This window comes from Streptomyces sp. MMG1121 (assembly GCF_001280015.1).
Taxonomy (GTDB): domain Bacteria; phylum Actinomycetota; class Actinomycetes; order Streptomycetales; family Streptomycetaceae; genus Streptomyces.
In genome coordinates this window covers 1-21,362 of sequence record NZ_LGDV01000247.1, presented here as the reverse complement: position 1 = coordinate 21,362, position 21,362 = coordinate 1, and the positions used below count along the sequence as shown (strand labels likewise).

Genomic DNA, 21,362 nt, shown 5'->3' with positions numbered 1-21,362 from the left:
ATCGCCGGCTTGTCGACAACCGGCAGCATCTCCTTGGGAGTGGCCTTGGTGGCCGGCAGGAACCGGGTGCCAAGGCCTGCCGCGGGAATGACAGCCTTGCTGATCCTGGGGTGCGACTGAGTCATGCCCGCAACCTTATCCGGTGCCTTTGTAGAGAAACTGTGGCTTCGGGTGGTTGACCCTTTATGACCACATTAAACAATCAAGAAGGGCGCGAGAACGACCCGTGGAACACGACGGACGCGCAAGCGAGCCTGACAAGCGAATGTTGCGGCGGGAGCTCCTCACGGTGAGGAACAGGTTGACGGCCGATGACGCCGACGAGACGGGCCGCGCGCTCGCGGAGCGGGCCCTGGAGCTGCCCGAGCTGGCGCATGCGCGCACGGTGGCGGCGTACGTCTCCGTAGGGAGCGAACCCGGAACGCGAGCGCTGTTGGACGCGCTGCGCGCGCGGGGCGTGCGGGTCCTGCTCCCCGCGCTCCTGCCCGACAACGACCTGGACTGGGGCGAGTACACCGGCCCGGGCTCTCTCGCGCGGGTTCAACACGGCGGGAAAATGGCACTCTTCGAGCCCGCGGGCGCGCGCCTCGGCCCGGACGCCGTGACGGTCGCCGACGTGGTCCTTCTGCCGGGGCTCGCGGTGGACGCGCGCGGGATGCGCCTGGGGCGTGGCGGAGGGTCGTACGACCGCGTGCTGGCCCGTCTGGAGCGCGCGGGCGCACGCCCGCGGCTCGTGGTGCTGCTGTACGACGCGGAGGTTGTTGCGCACGTCCCGGCAGAGGCACATGACAGGCCGGTGCACGCGGTAGTCACGCCCTCGGGCGTGCGTCGTTTCCCGAGCGCTTGACCCGGCGCCCGCACACCTCGCCACGCAGGCCAACACTGCGAGCACCGCAGCCCGTACGGGAAACGGCCCTCCACGCATGCGCGTGGAGGGCCGTTTCGGTGCCCGTGCCGTCAGTAGCTCACGGCTTGAGGACCAGCGTGTCGCTCGTGTTCTTGTCGACCGCCTTGTCTGAGAACGACCAGGGCAGCAGCTCGCCCTTGGCCCACTTGCTCGTCTGGTCCGTGTAGTGCGCGCTGAAGGCGTGCCCGGAGGCGCCGGTCAGGTTGATCCACTTGGACTTGTCGAGGTCGGCGAGGTTGACGACCATCCGCATCGACGGCACCCAGACGACGCCGTAGCCGCCGGCGGCGTTCCAGCCGGTCGCGTTGACCGAGGCCTCACCGCCGCTCAGCTTCCAGGGGCCGCGGTTGAGGATGTACTGCAGGACCTTGGGGCCCTCGGTGCCGAGCGTCTGGTTCTTCAGGAACAGGCGGTGCAGCCGACCCCAGCTCCAGGTGTCGATGTCCTTGCCGAGCTTGGCGGTCAGCTCCCAGCGGGCGTCGATCATGGCGCGGGCGAAGAGCTGGTCCATGTTGTTCGCGGCGGGGCGGGTGCCCGACTTGGGCGTCTTCCACCAGTCGCTGTTCGGCTTGTCCATCAGGTTGCGCACGACCTCGAACCAGCGGTCGCCGCCGTCCGGCTGCGCCTGGTCGGTGTCGCGCTCGCCGCACTCGCGCACCTTGGTGTTGTCATCGACCGGGCCAGTGCTGTCGATCTTGCTGACCCACAGGCACTGCCCCTTGACGCGCAGCTCCTTGGGGAGCTTGTTGCCGAAGGCGAGCTTGAGGATGTTGCGCCAGACGGAGTTGAAGTAGGCGGCCGCCGCGGAGTCGGAGTCCTGGGTGTAGTCCCAGCCCTCCAGCAGCTTCTGCGCCTCGCGCACGTTCTTGTCGTCGAGGTTGATCTTCAGCAGCTTCGGCACCAGGAGCTTGGCGATCTCGCTGCTGTTGTCCAGCTGCATCTGCCGCATGTCGTCGGTGGAAATCTTGCCGCCGTCCTTGATCTTGGACTCGATCAAGTCGGTGATGCGCTGGCTGCGCGTGCCGTAGCCCCAGTCGGTGGTGAGCGTGTACGGGTATTTGTCCTTGTCGACCACGGCCTGGTTGGCGGTGACGATGTAACCGCGCTTGGGGTTGTACTCGTAAGGCAGCTCGTCCTGCTTGATGAAGCCGGTCCAGCGGTACTTCGACTCCCATCCCGGCGCCGGGATGGAGCCGTCGTCCACCGAGGAACGCGTGGGGATCTTGCCGGGCAGCGTGTAGCCGATGTTGTTGTCCGTGTCGGCGTAGACCAGGTTCTGCGAGGGCACGTCGAACAGGGCGGCCGCCTGGCGGAAGTCGCTCCAGTCGGCGGCCTTGTCGATGGCGAAGATGGCGTCCATGGAGTTGCCCGGGTCGAGCGCGGTCCACCTCAGGGCGACGCCATAGCCGTCACCGCGGTCGGGTGCGGCGGTGTTGACCGCGGCCTTCTTGCCGACCTGGACGAGTTCGTCGTCACGGTCGGACAGAAGCGGCATCCCGTCCTGTGTCTGGCGGACGACGATCGTCTTGGACGCGCCGCCGGCGACCTTGATGGTCTCCTCACGGGTCTGGAAGGGCCGGACCTTGCCGTCGTACAGGTAACCGTTCGCGGTCACCTTCTCCAGGTAGAGGTCGGTGACGTCGACCCCGGAGTTGGTCATGCCCCAGGCGACGTTCGCGTTGTGGCCGATGATCACACCGGGCATGCCGGCAAAGGTGTAACCGGTGACGTCGTACTGGCACTTCGCGGAGACGGTGCGGCAGTGCAGGCCCATCTGGTACCAGACGGACGGCAGTGACGCCGACAGGTGTGGATCGTTGGCGAGCAGCGGCTTGCCGGTGATGGTGTACTTCCCGGCGACGACCCAGGAGTTGGAGCCGATTCCCTGACCGTTCACACCAACGGCGGTCGGAACGTTGTCCAGGACGTTGTAAAGGCCCGCCAGCTGGCTCGTGAGCGCCGATCCGGTAGTGGTCGAGGTGGAGGAGCCCGTCGTGCCCGTCGCGCCCCCAGAGGCGCCTGTGGCGCCGCCGGTCTTGCCGGACGTACCCGTCGTGCCGGTGCTGCCCGTCGTACCGGTGCCCTGGGAGGCGCCCGAGGCACCGCTCTGCTGGAAGGTCTTGGTCAGCTCGTTGTACTGGCCGTCCTGCACGATCGGCTTGTTACGGCTGTAGGGGTACTCCGGGTACAGGTCCTGGATCTGCTGCGGGCCGAGGCGGCTCGTCATCAGGGCGCGGTCGATCTCGTCCTGCATGTTGCCGCGCAGGTCCCAGGCCATCGCCTTCAGCCAGGAGATGGAGTCGACCGGGGTCCACTGCTGCGGCTTGTAGTCATTGGTGAAGCCCAGCGCCGCGTACTCCAGGGAGATGTCCTTGCCGTCCTTGCCCTTGAGGTAGGCATTGACTCCCTTGGCGTACGCCTGGAGGTACTTCTTGGTGGAAGCCGACAGCTTGGTGTCGTACTCCTGCTTGGCGATCCGGTCCCAGCCCATGGTGCGCAGGAACTCGTCGTTCTTGACCTGGCTCTTGCCGAACATCTCCGACAGGCGCCCGGAGGTCATGTGCCGGCGCACGTCCATCTCGTAGAACCGGTCCTGCGCCTGGACATAGCCCTGCGCCATGAACAGGTCCTCGTCGGAGGACGCGTAGATCTGCGGGATGCCGTTGCCGTCCCGCTTGACGTCGACCGGCCCGGACAGGCCCTCGAGCGTGATCGTTCCCTTGGTCTGCGGGAAGGAGGCACGGACGGTGCTGACCGACCAGTACGCCCCGTAGGCGATGCCTCCGATGATAGCCAGAACGAGCACCAGCACGAGCAGTCGGGCTTTGCGCCCCTTCTTCCTGCCGGACTTGGCGGGCTTGTCACCCGTTGTGGCGGTGGTATTGGGGGGCATCGCTGTCCTTGCTGTCCTAACGCGAGCGGCAGGTCGGGCTGTGACTTTGAATGAGCGCTGGAGCAACCATAGGCGCAGGGCCCTGTCCCACTTGACGCGGAGTGGGGAACCAGCGTGTACGAGCGTTCGATCTTGCCCCGGCGAGCGTCAAGAAAGCGTCAAGAGTTAGGTAAGGTAACGAAGTACTTGGGTGCGGTGCGCCGCAGCCTCGGATCTTGTGTACGTGCGTCCGCGCGCCCCGCGCGCGGACCAAGGAAGGGAACCGCCGCTGACTGTTCACCACCTCAACCAGCTCCTGCTCGTCTGCTCCCTGGTCCTGCTCGTCGCCGTCGCGGCCGTCCGGATCTCCTCCCGCAGCGGGCTCCCCAGCCTGCTCGTGTACCTGGGGATCGGCATCCTCATGGGCCAGGACGGGATCGGCGAGATCCACTTCAGCAGCGCCGCGGTAACCCAGGTCATGGGGTACGCGGCCCTGGTCGTGATCCTCGCCGAGGGCGGTCTCGGCACGAAGTGGAAGGAGGTCCGGCCGGTCCTGGCGTCCGCCTCCGTCCTGGCGACCGTCGGAGTCGCCGTCAGCGTGGGCGTCACCGCGGCGGGCGCGCACTATCTGGTCGGGCTGGAGTGGCGACAGGCGCTCATCATCGGCGCGGTGGTGTCGTCGACGGACGCGGCGGCGGTCTTCTCGGTGCTGCGGAGAATTCCCCTCCCCGCGCGCGTGACGGGCACGCTGGAAGCGGAGTCCGGCTTCAACGACGCCCCGGTGGTCATCCTGGTCGTCGCCTTCTCCGCGGCCGGACCCGTCGAGCACTGGTACGTCCTGCTGGGCAAGATTGTTCTGGAACTGGCCATCGGCGCGGCCATAGGGCTCGCGGTGGGCTGGTTCGGGTCCTGGGGGCTCAAGCACGTGGCCCTGCCCGCCTCCGGTCTCTATCCGATCGCCGTGCTGGCCATCGCCGTCACGGCGTACGCCGCCGGCGCCCTGGCGCACGGCAGCGGTTTCCTGGCCGTCTACCTGGCCTCGATGGTGCTCGGCAACGCCAAGCTCCCGCACTGGCCCGCCACGCGCGGTTTCGCCGATGGGCTCGGCTGGATCGCCCAGATCGGCATGTTCGTCCTGCTCGGGCTGCTGGTCACCCCGCACGAGCTGGGCGACGACGTCTGGCCCGCCCTGGTCATCGGACTGATCCTGACCATGGTGGCCCGCCCGCTGAGCGTGATCCTGAGCCTCGCGCCGTTCCGTGTGCCCTGGCAGGAGCAGACACTGATGTCGTGGGCGGGACTGCGCGGCGCCGTGCCCATCATCCTGGCGACCATCCCGATGGTGAACGGCGTCGACGGCAGCCGCCGCATCTTCAACATCGTCTTCGTTCTGGTCGTGGTCTACACCCTCGTCCAGGGGCCGACCCTGCCCTGGCTGGCGCGCAAGCTACGCCTGGGCGAGAAGGGCGAGGCCTCCGACCTCGGCATCGAGTCGGCCCCACTGGAGCGGCTGCGCGGCCACCTGCTCTCCGTCACGATCCCCGAGGACTCCCGGATGCACGGCGTGGAGATCAACGAGCTGCGGCTGCCGACCGGGGCCGCCGTCACTCTCGTCGTACGCGATGAAAAATCGTTCGTTCCGCAGCCCACGACCGTGCTGCGCAGGGGCGACGAACTGCTGGTCGTCGCCACCGACCCGGTCCGCGACGCGGCGGAACGACGCCTGCGCGCGGTCGCCCACGGCGGCAAGCTGGCGGGGTGGCTGGGCGCGAACGGGGCGGGTGCCGGGCGGTGAGCGCCGGAACGCTCCCGGAAGACCTGGGGCGCAACCGGAAAGGCCCTGGGGCGCGCGAGGGGGCGCGGGGCGCTCGGATGGCGACTAAGCGCCGTGCGACGACTTGCGGCGCGCGGGTGCGGCGGAGGTGTGGGTGCGGGTGCGGGTGCAGGTCGCCGCAGGGGCGCATGGCGAGAGGCGCGCGCCCCGCGCGAGGAGCCCACTACTCTCGCCACCCGAGAAGGCGCGCGTTACGGGTGCGTTTCTCGCAATCCGCACTCGCGCCAATCACAGGTGAACAAGCCCGACCGTGCTCGTTTTCACAGGTGCACAAGCACTTGATCCCTGTAGTATGAAGGCGCACCCTGATCGAACCAACTCTGTCTGATGCAGAGCTGGCGCGACCGTATGGCGGCCGGAGCGCCCTCCGCAGTGGCACCGGTATCTACCGCAGTTCCGCGCAAGAGGACAGCTCTCGGCGCCCCCGCACGGGCGCGCTACCAGGCGGTAGAAAGGCACGGGCCGTGGAGTCCACGGTCACCACCGAGTCGGCGGAGAACCCGTCGGCGTCGTCCCGCCCGGGATACGGACAGCTGCTGCGCACCCGCGGCGCCTGGACGTTCCTGCTCCCCGGCTTCGCGGCGCGCCAGCCGTTCGCGATGCTCACCATCTCCATCGTGCTGCTCGTCCAGCACACCACCGGCTCGTACGGCGCCGCGGGCGCCGCCGCGGCCGCGACCGGCGTGTCCATGGCGCTCTTCGCGCCGTACAGCGGCCGCCTCGCCGACCGCTACGGCCAGCGCGTGGTGCTGATCCCCGGCGTCCTGGTGCACACGCTGTCGGGTCTGACCCTGACGGCGCTCGCGCTGGCGCACGCCCCGCTGTGGGCGCTCTTCCTGGCGGCCGTCCCGACAGGTGCCTCGGTGCCGCAGGTCGGTCCGATGGTCCGGGCACGTTGGGGCGTGAAGCTGCAGGGCTCGCCCCTGATGACCACCGCGGCGGCCTTCGAGTCGGTCACGGACGAGCTGACCTTCGTCTTCGGTCCCCTGCTGGCGACCGCACTGTGCACCGGCGTGACCCCGGCGGCGGGCCTGATCACGGAAGGCGCGCTGACCCTCGTCGGCGGCCTGCTGTTCGCGGCGCAGAAGAGCACGCAGCCGCCGGTGACCACTGAGAGCGGGCACGCACGCGTGCAGCACGCCTCCGCGCTGCGCGTACCGGGCGTGCGCGTGCTGGTTGTGACTTTCCTGGGCATCGGGTCCGTCTTCGGCGGCATGCAGGTATCGCTGGCGGCGTTCACCGAGTCGATCGGGGAGCCCGGCCTGAACGGCGTCCTGTACGGCGTCTTCGCTGCCGGCAACATGCTGTCCGGCATCGCCTGCGGCGCGATCGCCTGGAGGGTCGCGCCCCAGCAACGCCTGGTCATCGGCTACACGGCGCTCGCGATCACCGCGTCCGCCCTGTGGACGGCGCACTCGGTGCTGCTGCTCGCCGGACTCGGGCTGCTGGTCGGCATGTGCATCGCGCCGGCGCTGATCACGGGCTACACGCTGGTCGAGAGCCTCGTCCCGGCTGGCGCCCGCACCGAGGCCTTCACCTGGCTGACCGGCGCGGTCGCGCTCGGGCAGGCGGCCGCTGTCACCGTCTCCGGCCAGCTCGAGGACCGGCTGTGGGGCGGCGCGGGATTCCTGGTGCCGGCGGTCGGCACCGTGCTCGCGCTGGTGACCCTGCTGACGCTGCGATCGCGGCTGGTCGCGCGGCAGCGGAACCTCACCGTGGCACGTGGCGTCGGTCACCGCGTGCCGGTGACGGTGGACTGATCCCCGGGAATACGTCACTATGGACCGTCGTTAGCACTCATTGAGTGAGAGTGCCAGGAGGAAGACAGTGCCGACCTACCAGTACCAGTGCACCGAGTGCGGCGAGGGCCTTGAGGCGGTGCAGAAGTTCACCGATGACGCCCTGACCGAGTGCCCCAACTGCAGTGGCCGCCTGAAGAAGGTGTTCTCCGCGGTCGGCATCGTCTTCAAGGGATCCGGGTTCTACCGCAACGACTCCCGTGGCTCCACGTCGAGCAGCAGCCCGGCGTCGAAGTCGTCGGGCTCGTCGCCGTCCGGCTCGTCGTCCAGCACGACTTCGTCCGACTCGAAGCCGTCCTCCTCGTCGTCGAGCTCCACCAGCAGCTCCGCCGCCTGACACCGCTCGCACCGCACCCTGCCGTCGCACGACGGCAGGGTTTTCGGCGCTTGCGGGCACCGGCTCCCTCGCCGTGGCGCCGCCAGCTAGTGTGCTGGTCATGGCGAACGCAGAAATCGGCGTGATCGGTGGCTCGGGCTTCTACTCGTTCCTCGAGGACGTGACCGAGGTTCAGGTGGACACCCCCTACGGGCCGCCCAGCGACTCCCTCTTCCTCGGCGAGGTCGCCGGCCGACGGGTCGCCTTCCTGCCCCGACACGGCCGCGGCCATCATCTTCCGCCGCACCGCATCAACTACCGCGCCAACCTGTGGGCGCTGCGCTCCGTCGGCGTCCGACAGGTCCTCGGCCCGTGCGCGGTGGGCGGGCTGCGCCCCGAGTACGGCCCCGGCACCCTGCTCGTGCCGGACCAGCTGGTGGACCGTACGAAGTCCAGGGTGCAGACGTATTTCGACGGGCTGCCGCTGCCCGACGGCACGGTGCCGAACGTCGTGCACGTCTCCGTGGCCGACCCCTACTGCCCCACCGGACGGGCCACCGCCCTGAAGGCTGCCCGCGGTCAGGACTGGGAGCCGGTGGATGGCGGCACGCTGGTAGTGATCGAGGGGCCGCGCTTCTCGACCCGCGCCGAATCGTTGTGGCACCAGGCACAGGGCTGGTCGGTCGTAGGCATGACAGGTCATCCCGAAGCAGCGCTCGCCCGGGAACTGGAGCTGTGCTACACGTCGCTGACCCTGGTCACCGACCTCGACGCGGGGGCCGAGACCGGCGAGGGCGTCTCGCACGAAGAGGTGCTGCAGGTGTTCGCCTCCAATGTGCACCGGCTGCGCGGCGTGCTGTTCGACGCGGTGGCGGCACTGCCGGAGACCAGTGGGCGGGACTGCCTGTGCGTGAACGCGTTGGGCGGGATGGACCCGGGCTTCGAACTGCCTTAGGACACCTGCCAGTTCGCGGCCAAACCTGTGGAAAACCGGGCGGAATTTCCCGTTCGGATGGCCCAGTTATCCACAATCCGTCCGTCATCCACCGGCTCCGACGGATTTCGGCGCAATGGCTCATCGTGGCATCGCAAGCCGAATTCCTCGTCGCAGGCGGTGGTTTCCCATGCCTTGGTCCTCGTCGTCCCCGGCCCGGTCCGCACCTTCTCCCACATCTCCCGCTCCTCCCCCGTATCCGTCTTCTCCGCACTCTCGCCCTTCTCCGCCGCCCGCCTCTTCCCCACTCCCGCCTCCCATCCGCCTTCCGCGTCCGCTGGGCACGGACGCTCCGGCGACCTGTGAGGTCCCGCAGTTCCCTCCGGTGTGGGTGCGAGGCGGGCGGTATCAGTTGCAACGGCTGGTACGGCACCGCAGGCGGGCCATCGCGGCCGGCCTCGCGGTGACCGCGGCCGCCCTCGTGGCGACGGGGACGCACACGGGGGCCGAACCGCACCGCGCGGAACATGCCCGCAGGCACCCGGTCACGGCACCCGTACGACGGCACACCTCGGTGGACGTGGTGACGGCGCCCGTGCGGATCGCCGACGCGGCCACGGTCCGGCTCCTACGACCCGGCGACCGCGTCGACGTCATCGCCGCGGAGGACCCGTCGACCGGGGGCACGGCCCGGGTGCTCGCGCGCGGTGTGCGGGTGACCAAGGTGCCCGAGCCCCCGGAGAGCGGGGTCGAGAGCGGGGCACTGGTCGTGTTGTCGGTGCCGCGCGCCACGGCGACCCGGCTGGTCGGTGCGAGCGCCACGGCACGCCTGGCGGTGACGCTGTGCTGAACCGACTCGGACACTTTCTCGGCGGCTTGCTGTCAAGTCGCTCGATCGAGCTGCGGAATTGGACACAATGGCCTCACCGTGCCGTAGGTTGCGGAGCGTTTCGTTCCACAACCTGTGCATGCGAGGAGAGTCCCCGAGGTGAGCGCGAAGAAGGATCCGAACGTCTGGCAGGGCTTCAAGGCCTTCCTGATGCGCGGCAACGTCGTCGATCTGGCAGTCGCGGTGGTCATCGGCGCGGCCTTCACGAACATCGTGAACTCGGTGGTCAAGGGGGTCATCAATCCGCTGGTCGGAGCGATCGGCACACAGAACCTGGATCACTACAGCTCCTGCCTGAAGGCCCCCTGTCAGGTGGCCGCGGACGGCACGGTCAAGAGCGGTGTGCCGATCCTGTGGGGTTCCGTCCTCGGTGCCACGCTGACCTTCCTGATCACCGCAGCGGTGGTGTACTTCCTGATGGTTCTGCCGATGTCGAAGTACCTGGCCCGGCAGGCGGCGCAGAAGGCCGCGCGGGAGGGCACGAAGGAGGTCATCGAGGTGACCGAGCTGGAGGTGCTCAAGGAGATCCGCGACGCGTTGGTCGCGCAGCGTGGGTCGGGGCACGACGAGCGCTAGCGGCGCTGCTGCGAAGGGCTCAGAGGTGGTGGGGCGGCTTCTCGTCGAGGAAGCGCTTGAGGTCGGCGGCGCTGTCACCCTCCGTGCGCTCGCCCCACCCGCGATCGGTGTCGTCCGAGGACTGCTGGTCCAGCGGGTCGTCGAAGACCAGCGTCGGCTTCGGGTCGCGGGGCTCGGATTCGGGGGCGGTGCTCATGCCTCAAGAGTACGGCCCCGCTCCCGACGGCCGGGCGGAGTGCTCGCTCCGGGCACGGGCTGAGCAGCTGCCGGAGCCGTCCCAGGAGGTCGGCGAGGATGCCGGCTCACACCGCGTGGAGGCCGTGGGCGGCGAAGACGTCGCGGGCCCGGGCTGTCTGCCCGGCGGTGGGGCTGGGGGTGTCGTGCAGGGTGAACGGCATGCCGAGAGCCTGCCACTTGGCCTCGCCAAGCTTGTGGAACGGCAGGACGTCGACACGGGAGACGTTGCCGAGTCCGGCGGCGAAGGCGGCGACGCCCTCGATGTTGACCGGGGCGTCGGTGATACCGGGCACGAGCACGAAGCGGACGTGCACCTCCTTGCCCAGCCCGGCCAGACGGTGGGCGAAGTCGAGGGTCGGTTCGAGCGGGCGGCCGGTGACCTTGCGGTGGATGGCGCGGTCCCAGGACTTGATGTCGAGCAGGACCAGATCCGTGTCGCGCAGCAGCGCATCAGTCGCGCGGGTGCCGAGGAATCTGGACGTGTCCAGGGCGGTGTGCAGGCCGAGCTCATGCTTGAGGCGGTGCAACAGCTCGCCGGTGAAGACCGGCTGCAGCAGGGGCTCTCCGCCACTGACCGTGGCACCACCGCCGGCGGCCGTGATGAACCGGGTGTACTTGCCGGCCTCCGCGACGATCTCCTCGGCCGTACTGCGCTTGCCGCCACGCATCCGCCAGGTGTCGGGATTGTGGCAGTACAGGCAGGTCAGCGGGCAGCCGGACAGGAAGGGCACGAACCGGGTGCCTGGGCCGTCGACGCCGGTCGACAGATCCCAGGAGTGCACCGAGCCCACGGCGGCCCGCCGGGTCGCCGCGACGGCCGGGGTGGCCGCGCGGAGGGGACGCCGGGCGCGCGCCGGCGAGGGGGCCGGCGCAGGCACAGAAGGCGTGGTCAGCGGGGTCATCGTGCGTCGTCCTCTCCGTCCGCGCGGCCCTCGCGGGGTCCGCGGCCGTCACAGGGAGCCATGGAAGGTGCGGTTGATGACGTCGAGCTGCTGGTCACGGGTCAGCCGGACGAAGTTCACGGCGTAGCCGGACACCCTGATGGTGAGCTGTGGGTACTTCTCGGGGTGCTCCATCGCGTCCTGAAGAGTCGTCTTGTCCAGAACGTTGACGTTCATGTGGAAGCGTTCACTGGCCGTGAAGCCGTCCAGTACACCGGCCAGGTTGATGACGCGCTCCTCGGGAGTACGGCCAAGGGCGTCCGGAGTGATGGTGTTGGCCAGGGAGATACCGTCCTCCGCGTCGTCGTACGACAGCTTGGCGACCGAGAGCGCCGAGGCGATGTACCCGTGCTCGTCACGTCCGTTCATGGGGTTGGCACCGGGCGCGAAGGGGGTGCCGGCGCGGCGGCCGTCGGGGGTGTTGCCGGTCTTCTTGCTGTAGACGACGTTCGAGGTGATGGTCAGGACGGACTGGGTGTGCACCGCGTCGCGGTACGTCGGATGCCGACGGACCTTCTCCATGAACTCATGGACGATCCAACGGGCGAGGTTGTCGGCCCGGTCGTCGTTGTTGCCGTAGGCCGGGTAGTCGCCCTCGACGACGTAGTCGACAGCGAGGCCGCTGTCATCGCGGATCACCTTCACGCGTGCGTGCTTGATGGCGGACAGCGAGTCGGCCGCGACCGACAGGCCGGCGATACCGCACGCCATGGTGCGCAGGATCTCCCGGTCGTGCAGGGCCATCTCCAGGCGCTCGTAGGCGTACTTGTCGTGCATGTAGTGGATGACGTTGAGCGCGTGGACGTAGGTCTTCGCGAGCCAGCCGAGCATGGCGTCATAGACGGCGAGGACGGTGTCGTAGTCGAGGTACTCGTCGGTGATCGGCGCGCAGCCCTCGACGACCGTCTCGCCGGAGATCTCGTCACGGCCGCCGTTGATGGCGTACAGCAGGGCCTTGGCAACGTTGACGCGGGCGCCGAAGAACTGCATCTGGCGGCCCATGGCCATCGCCGAGACGCAGCAGGCGATGGCGGTGTCGTCGCCGTACTTGGGACGCATGAGGTCGTCGGACTCGAACCGCAGGGCACTGGTGTCGATGGCGACCTGAGAGGCGAACGCCTTGAAGGCCTCGGGCAGGCGCGGGGACCAGAAGACGGTCAGGTTGGGTTCGGGCGCCGGACCGAGGTTGTAGAGAGTGTTCAGGGCGCGGAAGGTGGTGCGGGTGACCAGGGGGCGCCCGTCCTCGCCGATGCCGGCCATGGACCAGGTGACCCAGGTGGGGTCGCCGGAAAACCCCTCGTTGTACTCGGGGGTGCGCAGGAAGCGCACGATACGGAGTTTGATGACGAAGTCGTCGATGAGTTCCTGGGCATGGGACTCGGTGAGCAGGCCGCGGTCGATGTCGCGCTGGAGGTAGATGTCGAGGAAGGCGTCGATGCGTCCGATGGACATGGCGGCGCCGTTCTGTTCCTTGACCGCTCCGAGGTAGGCGAAGTACAGCCACTGGACGGCTTCGCGGCCGGTGCGGGCGGGGCCGGAGATGTCGTAACCGTAGGCGAGGGTCATGGACTTGAGCTCTTCGAGTGCCCGGATCTGCTCGCTGGTTTCCTCGCGTTCCTGGATGAGCTGGGCCGTCGGCCATTCAGCGTCGAGGAGAACCTTGACCGCCTTTTTGGCCGCTATGAGCCGGTCGACGCCGTAGAGGGCGACACGGCGGTAGTCGCCGATGATGCGGCCGCGGCCGTAGGCGTCGGGCAGCCCGGTGATGATGCCGGAGGAGCGGCAGGCACGGATCTCTGGGGTGTAGGCGTCGAAGACTCCGTCGTTGTGGGTCTTGCGGAGCTTGGTGTAGATCTCCCGCACCTCGGAATCGGGCTCGTACCCGTAGGCCTTCAGAGCGCCCTCGACCATCCGCCAGCCGCCGTTGGGCATGATCGCGCGCTTGAGCGGGGCATCGGTCTGCAGGCCCACGATCAAGTCGAGGTCGGGGTCGATGTAGCCCGGCGCGAAGGCGTCGATGCGGGACGGGGTACTGACGTCGACGTCATGGATCCCACGCTCGATCTCCTCGGGGAACATCGAGAGGAGCTTGTCCCAGACCCAGCTCGTGCGTTCGGTGGGGCCGGTGAGGAAGGAGGCGTCGCCCACGTAGGGGGTGTAGTTGCGCTGGACGAAGTCGCGGACGTCGATCATGTCGCGCCAGTGTCCGTCCCGGAAGCCGGCCCAGGCATCGACGGGTGCCGGAGCACGCCCCGTCGGTTCTTCCGCATGGGGGGCCGTGGTGGTTTCCGCAGGCGTGGCAGTCATGACCCGCACCTTCCGCATCGGGTGGTCGCCACGACTCCATTACACGCCCGTGCGGAGCGGCCCGGGAGCCGCGTTGGTCCCGGATCGATGCCCGAAGGTCCCTGCGCGCGTCGGCCGAAACCGAAGAAGAACCCTCTGAACTGGAGTTTTGTTCGGGACATTAGACCCCCGTCCATTTGTGAATCCGTTCACAAGATTTTGGGGCGGTTTTCTGCTGTCCTGGGAGACATGACGTCGAGTTCCGCTCCGGCGCCCGCCTCCCCGGGCGCGCCCCAGTCTCCCGGACTCCTGCGGCGGCTCACCGCACGCGGGCGCGACGAAGGCCACCGGGTCTCGTCCCCGCTGGAACTCTTCTTCGACCTGTGCTTCGTCGTGGCGATCGCGCAGGCGGGCGTGCAGCTGGTGCACGCCGTCGCGGAAGGGCACGCGGGCGGGGGAATCCTCAACTACGCCATGCAGTTCTTCGCCATCTGGTGGGCCTGGATGAACTTCACCTGGTTCGCCTCGGCCTACGACAACGACGACCCGCTCTACCGGGTCGTCACCCTGGTGCAGATCGCCGGCGTGCTCGTGCTTGCCGCCGGCATCTCCCAGGCCTTCCAACATCACGACTACCTGGTGCTCTGGCTCGGCTACCTGATCATGCGGCTGGCAATGGCCGCGCAGTGGCTGAGAGCCGCGAGATCGGCCGCGGGCGCGGAGAGAACCATGGCGCTCCGTTACGCCGGCGGCGTGCTCCTCTGCCTGGTCGGCTGGCTCGGGCTGGTGCTGCTGCCTGAGCCCGCCCGGCCCTGGGTGTTCCTCGTGATGGCGATCGCGGAGATGTGCGTGCCGCTGTACGCCGAGAAGGACTACGAGACCTCCTGGCACCCGCATCACATCGCCGAGCGGTACGGCCTGTTCACCATCATCGTGCTCGGGGAGACGGTCTCCGCGGCGACGGTCGCCGTGAAGTCGGCCGTGGACGAGCACGACGCGCTGGGCGAGCTGCTGCCGATCGCAGCGGGCGGCCTTCTGATCGTCTTCTCCGCCTGGTGGATCTACTTCGTGGTGCCCATCCACGGCCACCTGCGCTCCAACGGGCAGGCGTTCCTCTGGGGTTACGGCCACTACCTGATCTTCGCCTCGGCCGCGGCGATCGGCGCCGGACTGGAGGTGACCGTGGAGCAGGCGGTCGGCAAAACACACATCTCCGCGCTGTCCGCCTCGGCGGCCGTGACTCTGCCCACTGCGCTGTATCTGCTGACCGTGTGGGCGCTGCACTCGCGGCACTTCAAGGTCGGCATCGCCCAGCAGCTGGTGTTGCCGGTCACGGCGCTTCTGGTGATCTGCTGCACTTTCCTGGGTGACTGGGCGGTGCTCGCGGCGGGGCTCGTGTCCGCGGCCGCGGTGGCGACCGGAGTGACGCTGACAGCGCGCATGGCCCGCCGAGAGCGTACGGCGAGCGCCGGCGCATCGGCCGGCTGAGCCCTCGGCAGCCGCCCGGGCGGGCCAGACTTGCCCCATGACAGTTGACGCATTGACGGACGTGGCCGGGGTGCGGGTGGGGCACGCCACCCGCCGAGGGGACGGCTGGCTCACCGGCACCACGGTCGTCCTCGCTCCCGAGGGCGGTGCCGTCGCCGCCGTGGACGTGCGCGGCGGCGGCCCCGGCACCAAGGAGACCGACGCGCTCGACCCGCGCAATGTGGTGCAACGAGTCGACGCGATCGTGCTGACCGGAGGCAGCGCGTACGGGCTCGACGCGTCGTCCGGGGTGATGGCCTGGCTGGAGGAGCAGGGTCGCGGAGTGCGCGTGGGGCCGGATCCGGCGCACGTAGTGCCGGTCGTGCCCACCGCGTGCCTCTTCGATCTGGGGCGTGGGGGGAACTTCCGTGCGCGGCCCGACGCGGCGACAGGACGTACGGCGGTCGAAGCCGCGGCGGCGACTGCGCTGGGGGTCCGGGTGCCGGAAGGGTGCGTCGGGGCCGGCGCGGGCGCCGTGGCGGGGCGGCTCAAGGGCGGGGTGGGCACCGCGAGCACGGTGCTCGACTCGGGGATCACCGTGGCCGCGCTGGCGGTGGTGAACGCGGCGGGGGCCGTAGTGGATTCCAGTACGGGTGCGCTGTACGGAGAGCTGTTGTTGCGGGGGCGGGTGGAGTATCCGGAGGAGCGCGTGCTCGAGGCCGCGCGCCGACGCCTTGACGAAGCCGCCGCCAAAAACGCGCCACCCCCGCTCAACACGACGCTCGCGGTGGTCGCGACCGACGCGGGCCTCTCCATGGCGCAGGCGCAGAAGCTGGCCGGGACGGCGCACGACGGGATCGCGCGCGCTGTACGGCCGGTGCACCTCATGCACGACGGGGACACGGTGTTCGCGCTGGCGACCGGCGCCCACCCGCTCGCCGAGCATCCCTTGGCGCTCAACGACATCCTGGCCGCCGGCGCGGATCTCGTGACGCGCGCGATCGTCCGGGGCGTGCGCGCTGCCGAGTCGGTCGACGGGCCGGGCGGAGTGTGGCCGTCGTACGGGGAGTTGTACGGGGCATCGTAGGGACGGCTCGGGTGCGGGGTGTGCCGGCTCGCGCCTGGCCCGTCGCGCCCCGCGTCAATGTCCCGAGTCCCGCATCACGTTGAGGACAACGGCTCGGCGAGGGGCGGCGCGGGGCGCCTGGTGGAGCTGGATTGTCGCGGTTTTGTCACGTGATGGCGTTCACGGGAGTTGGAGGGAACCTTGCCGGGCGCCGTTGCACTCTTTCTTCACGCACTGGAACGGATCACGCACATCACATGAACCTGGAGCAGCCCGTGACAACGCCGGACATTGCAGCGCGGCGCGCATTGGGGGCCTGTGCCGCCCTGGTGGTCGGCGCCCTCACCCTGACCGCCTGCGGCGGCAGCGCCAACGCGACCAACGGCGACGGCAAGGACTCCCCCAAGACGTCGACGGCGAAGATCGCGATCTCGGCGAAGGACGGTTCGACCAGCGCGTCCATCAACGCCACCGGCGTGAAGGTCAGCGACGGCAAGCTGACCGACGTGAAGATGACCGTGGCGGGGTCCGGGCAGACCGTGGCCGGGGCGATATCGGCGGACGGCAGCAGCTGGAAGCCGAAGCAGCAGCTGGATCGCGGGACGAAGTACGAGATAGACGCGACCGCGAAGGACGCGAACGGGCGTACCGCGGCGGCCAACGCCATCTTCACCACCGTCACGTCGGCGAACAGCTTCATCGGCACGTACACGCCGGACAACGGCAGCACGGTCGGGGTGGGCATGCCGGTGTCGTTCACCTTCGACAAGTCGATCACCGACAAGAAGGCCGTGCAGTCACACATCACGGTCAACTCCAGCAGTGGTCAGCAGGTGGTCGGGCACTGGTTCGGGGACCAGCGGCTGGACTTCCGGCCGCAGGACTACTGGAAGGCCGGCTCCAAGGTCACGATGAAGATCGACCTGGACGGGGTCCAGGGCGCGAACGGTGTCTACGGGGTGCAGAAGAAGACCGTCTCCTTCACCGTCGGACGGTCGCAGGTGTCCACCGTCGACGCCAACACGCAGATGATGACGGTCGTGCGGGACGGCAAGACGATCAAGACCGTGCCGATCTCGGCGGGCAGCGCGGAGCACACGACGTACAACGGGCAGATGGTGATCTCCGAGAAGTTCGTGCAGACGCGCATGAACGGCTCGACGGTCGGCTTCGGCGGGGAGTACGACATCCCGGACGTGCCGCATGCGATGCGGCTGTCGTCGTCGGGGACGTTCATCCACGGCAACTACTGGTACAGCAAGGGCAACCCGCCCTTCGGTCGCGCGGGCACCAGCCACGGCTGTGTCGGGCTCGCGGACGTGCAGGGGGCGCAGGGCGACACCTCGGCCAAGTGGTTCTACGACAACTCGCTCGTCGGGGACGTCGTGATCGTGAAGAACTCCCCCGACACGACGATCGCCCCGGACAACGGGCTCAACGGCTGGAACATGTCGTGGAGCGCCTGGACCGCCGGAAGCGCCTCCTGAGCGGCGACTTTTGACGTGATGTAGGGCCGCGCGGGAACTTCTCGCGCGGCCCGCGCGTTTTCCCGGCGTACGTTTTCTCGGTTCCCGGACATGATGTCCGACCGAGGGGCTACGGTATGCACCCACAAGGTGACATGCAGCAACGCCGGGAGATGCCTTGAGCGTTCCGTACGAGACAGCAGCGTACGAACCAGCCGAGTCGCCCGAGTCTCCGGAGGAGCATCTCGCGCGACTCCTCGGCCGTGCCCTGAACTCCTTTGAGCTGCCGGACGAGGTGATACGGCAGCTCGACTGCGCGCTGGCGCACGACAGTTCGCTGCACTCCGCGTACCACAGCTCGGGGCTGCACCGGGAGACGTACCGGCACGCCTGGCTGCTCGTGGACGGCTCGGCGGTCACGCTGTGGGAGCTCGTCCACAACTCCACGCCGGGCGGCGCCCCGGAGCACGAGGTGTACGTCGACGAGGAGGAGCTGCAGGCGGCCACGGCGCGGCTCGGGCTGCCGCCGGACTCACCGGAGTTCGAGCTGCCGGCGCTGATGCGACTGTGGGCGATTCCCGAGCCCCGGCACGTGTTCGCCTCCGACGACTCGGCGGACCACGCGCGCCGGCTTCTGCGCCGCGCGGAGAATCCGGACCAGCCCGGCGCGGAGACAGCGGCGCTGCTGGCTACGGCGACCGCGCACGAGATCACGCAGGCGTTCGGGCGCCCGGGGCGAGCCGGACGGGTGGGGCTGAGCTACGCGTTGTACGAGCACGCGTTCCTGTTGCCGGACGGGAGCGAGGTCTCCCTGTGGGAGGTCGAGCACACGGCGACACCCGACGGGCGGCACATGTGCGAGGTCTACACGTCGGAGGACGCGGCCCGGGACGCCATGGAGCGGCGCGCGTCGCGGCAGGGCTAGCGGGCGGGCGGGGGCGTGTGCGCCCGGCTCTCGCGGTCTGTGAGCGGCGCTGAGCGCTGTGGGCGCTCTTCTGTCGTCAGCCGCCGGCGATTCGCCGCGCCAGGCCCGCGAACGCGTCCTGTTCCGCGGGAGTCAGCTCGACGGACTCCAGCGCGGGGCCGACCCGGGTCTGACGCGGCAGAGCCGGAAGGGGGGTCCTGGTGCGCCGGGCGGGGGCCTGGAGGCCGGCGCGGCCCAGCAGGCGCAGCAGGACGACGGCCCAGACGACGGTCGCCACAGCGAGGACGGCCACGCCGATCAGCTGGAGAGTCGGGACGTGCTCAGGCATGCGTCCCAGTACACACCACGGTCCGGGACTTTGGCCCCGGACCGTGACGTATCTCGCAGGTGCCGTGAACAACTCACAGCGAACTAAAGGGACAAGGCGCAGGGCGGGGTGGTGCGGCGGTCAGGCCGCCACCGGCTGCTTGGTCTCCTTCTGGGGCGTGGTCGGGTTCGTGGCGGGGTCGGTGCCCGTGGGCTCGGAGGTCTGCTTGCGCATGCCCTTGAGGAGGACGACCAGGGCCGTCGTGGCGCAGACGCCGGCCGCGATGGCGATCAGATAGAGGAACGGGTTGCCGATCAGCGGGACCACGAAGATGCCGCCGTGCGGGGCGCGCAGGGTGGCGCCGAAGGTCATGGACAGGGCTCCGGTGAGCGCGCCGCCGACCATGGCGGACGGGATGACCCGCAGCGGGTCCGCCGCCGCGAACGGGATCGCGCCCTCGGAGATGAAGGAGGCGCCCAGGACCCAGGCGGCCTTGCCGTTCTCGCGCTCGGTCTGGGTGAAGAGCTTGCCGCGCACGGTGGTGGCCAGGGCCATCGCCAACGGCGGGACCATGCCGGCCGCCATCACCGCGGCCATGATCTTCATCGCGGAGTCGCTGGGGTTGGAGACGGCGATGCCGGCGGTGGCGAAGGTGTAGGCGACCTTGTTGACCGGGCCGCCCAGGTCGAAGCACATCATCAGGCCGAGCAGGGCGCCGAGCAGGACGGCATTGGTGCCGGTGAGGCCGTTCAGCCAGTCGGTCATGCCCTTCTGGGCGGTGGCGATGGGCTTGCCGATCACGACGAACATCAGGAATCCGACGATCGCCGCGGAGATCAGCGGGATCACCACCACCGGCATGATGCCGCGCAACGCCGCGGGGATCCGCACCTTCTGGATCGCCATCACCACGCCACCGGCGATCAGACCGGCCGCCAGGCCGCCGAGGAAGCCCGCGTTGATGGTCAGTGAGATCGCGCCGCCGACGAAGCCGGGTACCAGGCCGGGCCGGTCGGCCATGCCGTAGGCGATGTAGCCGGCCAGGACCGGGATGAGGAAGTTGAAGGACACCTGGCCGATCTGGAACAGCAGGGCGCCCCAGCTGTCCGTCTGGGTCCAGATGAAGTGGTCCATCACCGAGGGCGCCTTGTTGATCTGGTAGCCGCCGATCGCGAAGCCCAGGGCGATGAGGAGGCCGCCCGCTGCGACGAACGGGACCATGTAGCTCACGCCGGACATCAGCCACTTGCGGAGCTTGGTGCCGTAGCCCTCGGTGGAGTCGCCCGCGCGGTCGACCGGCGTTCCGGCCGGCGCGGACGTCGGGGCGCTCGCCTCGCCGCGCGCCGCCTTCTCGCGCACCTCGCCGATGAGTTCGGCGGGGCGGTTGATGCCCGCCTTCACTCCGACGTCGACGGTCGGCTTGCCTGCGAAGCGCTCCTTGTCGCGCACCGGGACGTCATGGGCGAAGATCACTCCGTCTGCCGCGGCGATCACCGCCGGGTCGAGCCGGGTGAAGCCGGCCGAGCCCTGCGTCTCGACGATCAGCTCGACGCCCGCGTCGCGCCCCGCGTTCTCCAGGGACTCGGCCGCCATGTAGGTGTGCGCGATGCCGGTCGGGCAGGAGGTGACGGCGACGATACGGAAGGGGCGCTCGGCAACGTCCGCGCCGGAGCCGGCGCCCGCGGGGGTCGCCTGTGCCGGGGCGGACGCGCTCTGCGCCTGCTCTGCCGTAGTGCCCGCTGCGGCGCCGGCGGAGGCCGCCACCGGCGTCGCAGCGGTGTCCTTGGAGGCGCTCACGGCGCCCTGATCGGCGCTCGGCGTGCTCTGCGCGCCGCCAGCGCCTTCAACACCCCCCGCACCCCCGGCACTCGCCACACCCCCGGCGCCCGCGCCGGTCGCCGCGCCCCCGGCCACCCCCGCACTCCCGGCGCTCCCCGCGTCAGCAGCGCCGCCCGCGCCCTCCGCGCCGACCGCCGTGCCAGCCGTTCCTTCCGCGCCCTCCCCCGAAGCATCCGCCGCCGCTCGCATCGCCGCCGGCGGCTCGTCCCCGCGGATCAGCGCCGCCGCCGTCTGCGTGTCGGCCGCCGCCCGCAGGGCGGAGGTGAACTCGGTGTTCATCAGCTGGCGGGCCAGTGAGGAGAGGATGGTGAGGTGGGCGTCGTCGGCGCCGGCGGGGGCGGCGATCAGGAAGATGAGGTCGGCCGGGCCGTCCGGGGCGCCGAAGTCGATGCCGGCGGCGCTGCGGCCGAAGGCGAGGGTCGGCTCGGTGACGTGGGCGCTGCGGCAGTGCGGGATGCCGATGCCGCCGTCGAGGCCGGTCGGCATCTGGGCCTCGCGGGCGGCCACGTCGGCGAGGAAGCCCTCCAGGTCGGTCACCCGGCCCTGGGCCACCATGCGCTCGGCGAGGGCACGTGCCGCCGCTTCCTTGGTGTCGGCGGACAGGTCGAGGTCGACCAGGTCCGCGGTGATCATGTCGCTCATCGCGGGCTCCTATGCACGCGTATCGCCCGGGGGAAGGGGTGGGCGGAAAGGGGGACGGG

Annotated in this window: 17 protein-coding genes and 1 pseudogene; 11 read left to right on the top strand and 7 right to left on the bottom strand. The window is 69.5% G+C overall.

The annotated features are described in order from the left end of the window. Positions 1-125: pseudogene (locus tag ADK64_RS45605) on the bottom strand (UTP--glucose-1-phosphate uridylyltransferase); the annotation flags it as partial. A gap of 140 nt (positions 126-265) precedes the next feature. Between ADK64_RS45605 and ADK64_RS38245 the strand changes: the two are divergent. Further along, complete coding sequence (locus ADK64_RS38245; RefSeq protein ID WP_107093207.1) at positions 266-847, top strand: 5-formyltetrahydrofolate cyclo-ligase; 582 nt, start codon at positions 266-268, stop codon at positions 845-847. A gap of 118 nt (positions 848-965) precedes the next feature. Here ADK64_RS38245 and ADK64_RS38240 read toward each other — a convergent pair whose 3' ends face one another. Then, on the bottom strand, positions 966-3,800 hold the full coding sequence (locus ADK64_RS38240; RefSeq protein WP_053666710.1) for a penicillin acylase family protein: 2,835 nt from the start codon (positions 3,798-3,800) through the stop codon (positions 966-968). Between the two features lie 223 nt (positions 3,801-4,023). On the opposite strand from ADK64_RS38240, the gene ADK64_RS38235 reads away from it, so the two are divergent. The 6 genes from ADK64_RS38235 (at position 4,024) to mscL (ending at position 10,127) form a co-directional block, all read left to right on the top strand. Then, positions 4,024-5,574 carry a potassium/proton antiporter gene (locus ADK64_RS38235; RefSeq protein ID WP_107093208.1) on the top strand — a complete coding sequence of 517 codons (1,551 nt, stop codon included), beginning with the start codon at positions 4,024-4,026 and terminating at the stop codon, positions 5,572-5,574. A gap of 503 nt (positions 5,575-6,077) precedes the next feature. Next, on the top strand, positions 6,078-7,373 hold the full coding sequence (locus ADK64_RS38230) for an MFS transporter (protein ID WP_053666708.1): 1,296 nt from the start codon (positions 6,078-6,080) through the stop codon (positions 7,371-7,373). 67 nt (positions 7,374-7,440) lie between these two features. Then, the gene (locus ADK64_RS44370; protein WP_078993104.1) at positions 7,441-7,749 is read left to right on the top strand and encodes an FmdB family zinc ribbon protein; all 309 of its coding nucleotides are present in this window, start codon (positions 7,441-7,443) and stop codon (positions 7,747-7,749) included. 100 nt (positions 7,750-7,849) lie between these two features. Next, on the top strand, positions 7,850-8,683 hold the full coding sequence (locus ADK64_RS38225) for an S-methyl-5'-thioadenosine phosphorylase (protein WP_053666707.1): 834 nt from the start codon (positions 7,850-7,852) through the stop codon (positions 8,681-8,683). A 169-nt stretch (positions 8,684-8,852) separates the two neighbouring features. Beyond that, positions 8,853-9,512, top strand: coding sequence for a hypothetical protein (locus ADK64_RS38220; protein WP_234384892.1), 660 nt, complete (start codon positions 8,853-8,855; stop codon positions 9,510-9,512). 138 nt (positions 9,513-9,650) lie between these two features. Further along, positions 9,651-10,127: a large conductance mechanosensitive channel protein MscL gene (mscL, locus tag ADK64_RS38215; RefSeq protein WP_053666706.1), complete on the top strand. Its 477-nt coding sequence runs from the start codon at positions 9,651-9,653 to the stop codon at positions 10,125-10,127. A gap of 19 nt (positions 10,128-10,146) precedes the next feature. Here the strand turns inward: mscL and ADK64_RS45600 are convergent, their stop codons facing one another. The 3 genes from ADK64_RS45600 to pflB form a co-directional block, all read right to left on the bottom strand. Continuing rightward, complete coding sequence (locus ADK64_RS45600; RefSeq protein ID WP_107093206.1) at positions 10,147-10,323, bottom strand: hypothetical protein; 177 nt, start codon at positions 10,321-10,323, stop codon at positions 10,147-10,149. A gap of 106 nt (positions 10,324-10,429) precedes the next feature. Further along, the gene (gene pflA, locus ADK64_RS38210; protein WP_078993103.1) at positions 10,430-11,266 is read right to left on the bottom strand and encodes a pyruvate formate-lyase-activating protein; all 837 of its coding nucleotides are present in this window, start codon (positions 11,264-11,266) and stop codon (positions 10,430-10,432) included. A 48-nt stretch (positions 11,267-11,314) separates the two neighbouring features. After that, positions 11,315-13,612, bottom strand: coding sequence for a formate C-acetyltransferase (gene pflB, locus ADK64_RS38205; RefSeq protein ID WP_078993105.1), 2,298 nt, complete (start codon positions 13,610-13,612; stop codon positions 11,315-11,317). Positions 13,613-13,840: 228 nt separating this feature from the next. On the opposite strand from pflB, the gene ADK64_RS38200 reads away from it, so the two are divergent. The 4 genes from ADK64_RS38200 to ADK64_RS38185 all read left to right on the top strand — a co-directional run bounded on the left by ADK64_RS38200 (position 13,841) and on the right by ADK64_RS38185 (position 18,515). After that, entirely contained in the window at positions 13,841-15,079 is a 1,239-nt protein-coding gene (locus ADK64_RS38200; RefSeq protein WP_053666704.1) for a low temperature requirement protein A, read from the top strand. A 37-nt stretch (positions 15,080-15,116) separates the two neighbouring features. Further along, positions 15,117-16,145, top strand: a complete 1,029-nt coding sequence (locus ADK64_RS38195; RefSeq protein WP_107093205.1) for a P1 family peptidase — start codon at positions 15,117-15,119, stop codon at positions 16,143-16,145. A 254-nt stretch (positions 16,146-16,399) separates the two neighbouring features. Further along, entirely contained in the window at positions 16,400-17,611 is a 1,212-nt protein-coding gene (locus tag ADK64_RS38190; protein WP_053666712.1) for a L,D-transpeptidase, read from the top strand. Positions 17,612-17,768: 157 nt separating this feature from the next. Beyond that, positions 17,769-18,515 carry a DUF6227 family protein gene (locus ADK64_RS38185; RefSeq protein ID WP_053666702.1) on the top strand — a complete coding sequence of 249 codons (747 nt, stop codon included), beginning with the start codon at positions 17,769-17,771 and terminating at the stop codon, positions 18,513-18,515. A gap of 76 nt (positions 18,516-18,591) precedes the next feature. On the opposite strand, the gene ADK64_RS38180 is transcribed toward ADK64_RS38185, so the two are convergent. After that, positions 18,592-18,843 (bottom strand): hypothetical protein, encoded by a 252-nt coding sequence (locus ADK64_RS38180; protein ID WP_053666701.1) that lies wholly within the window; start codon positions 18,841-18,843, stop codon positions 18,592-18,594. 120 nt (positions 18,844-18,963) lie between these two features. Next, positions 18,964-21,303, bottom strand: a complete 2,340-nt coding sequence (locus ADK64_RS38175; protein WP_053666700.1) for a PTS fructose transporter subunit IIABC — start codon at positions 21,301-21,303, stop codon at positions 18,964-18,966. Positions 21,304-21,362: the final 59 nt, after the last annotated feature.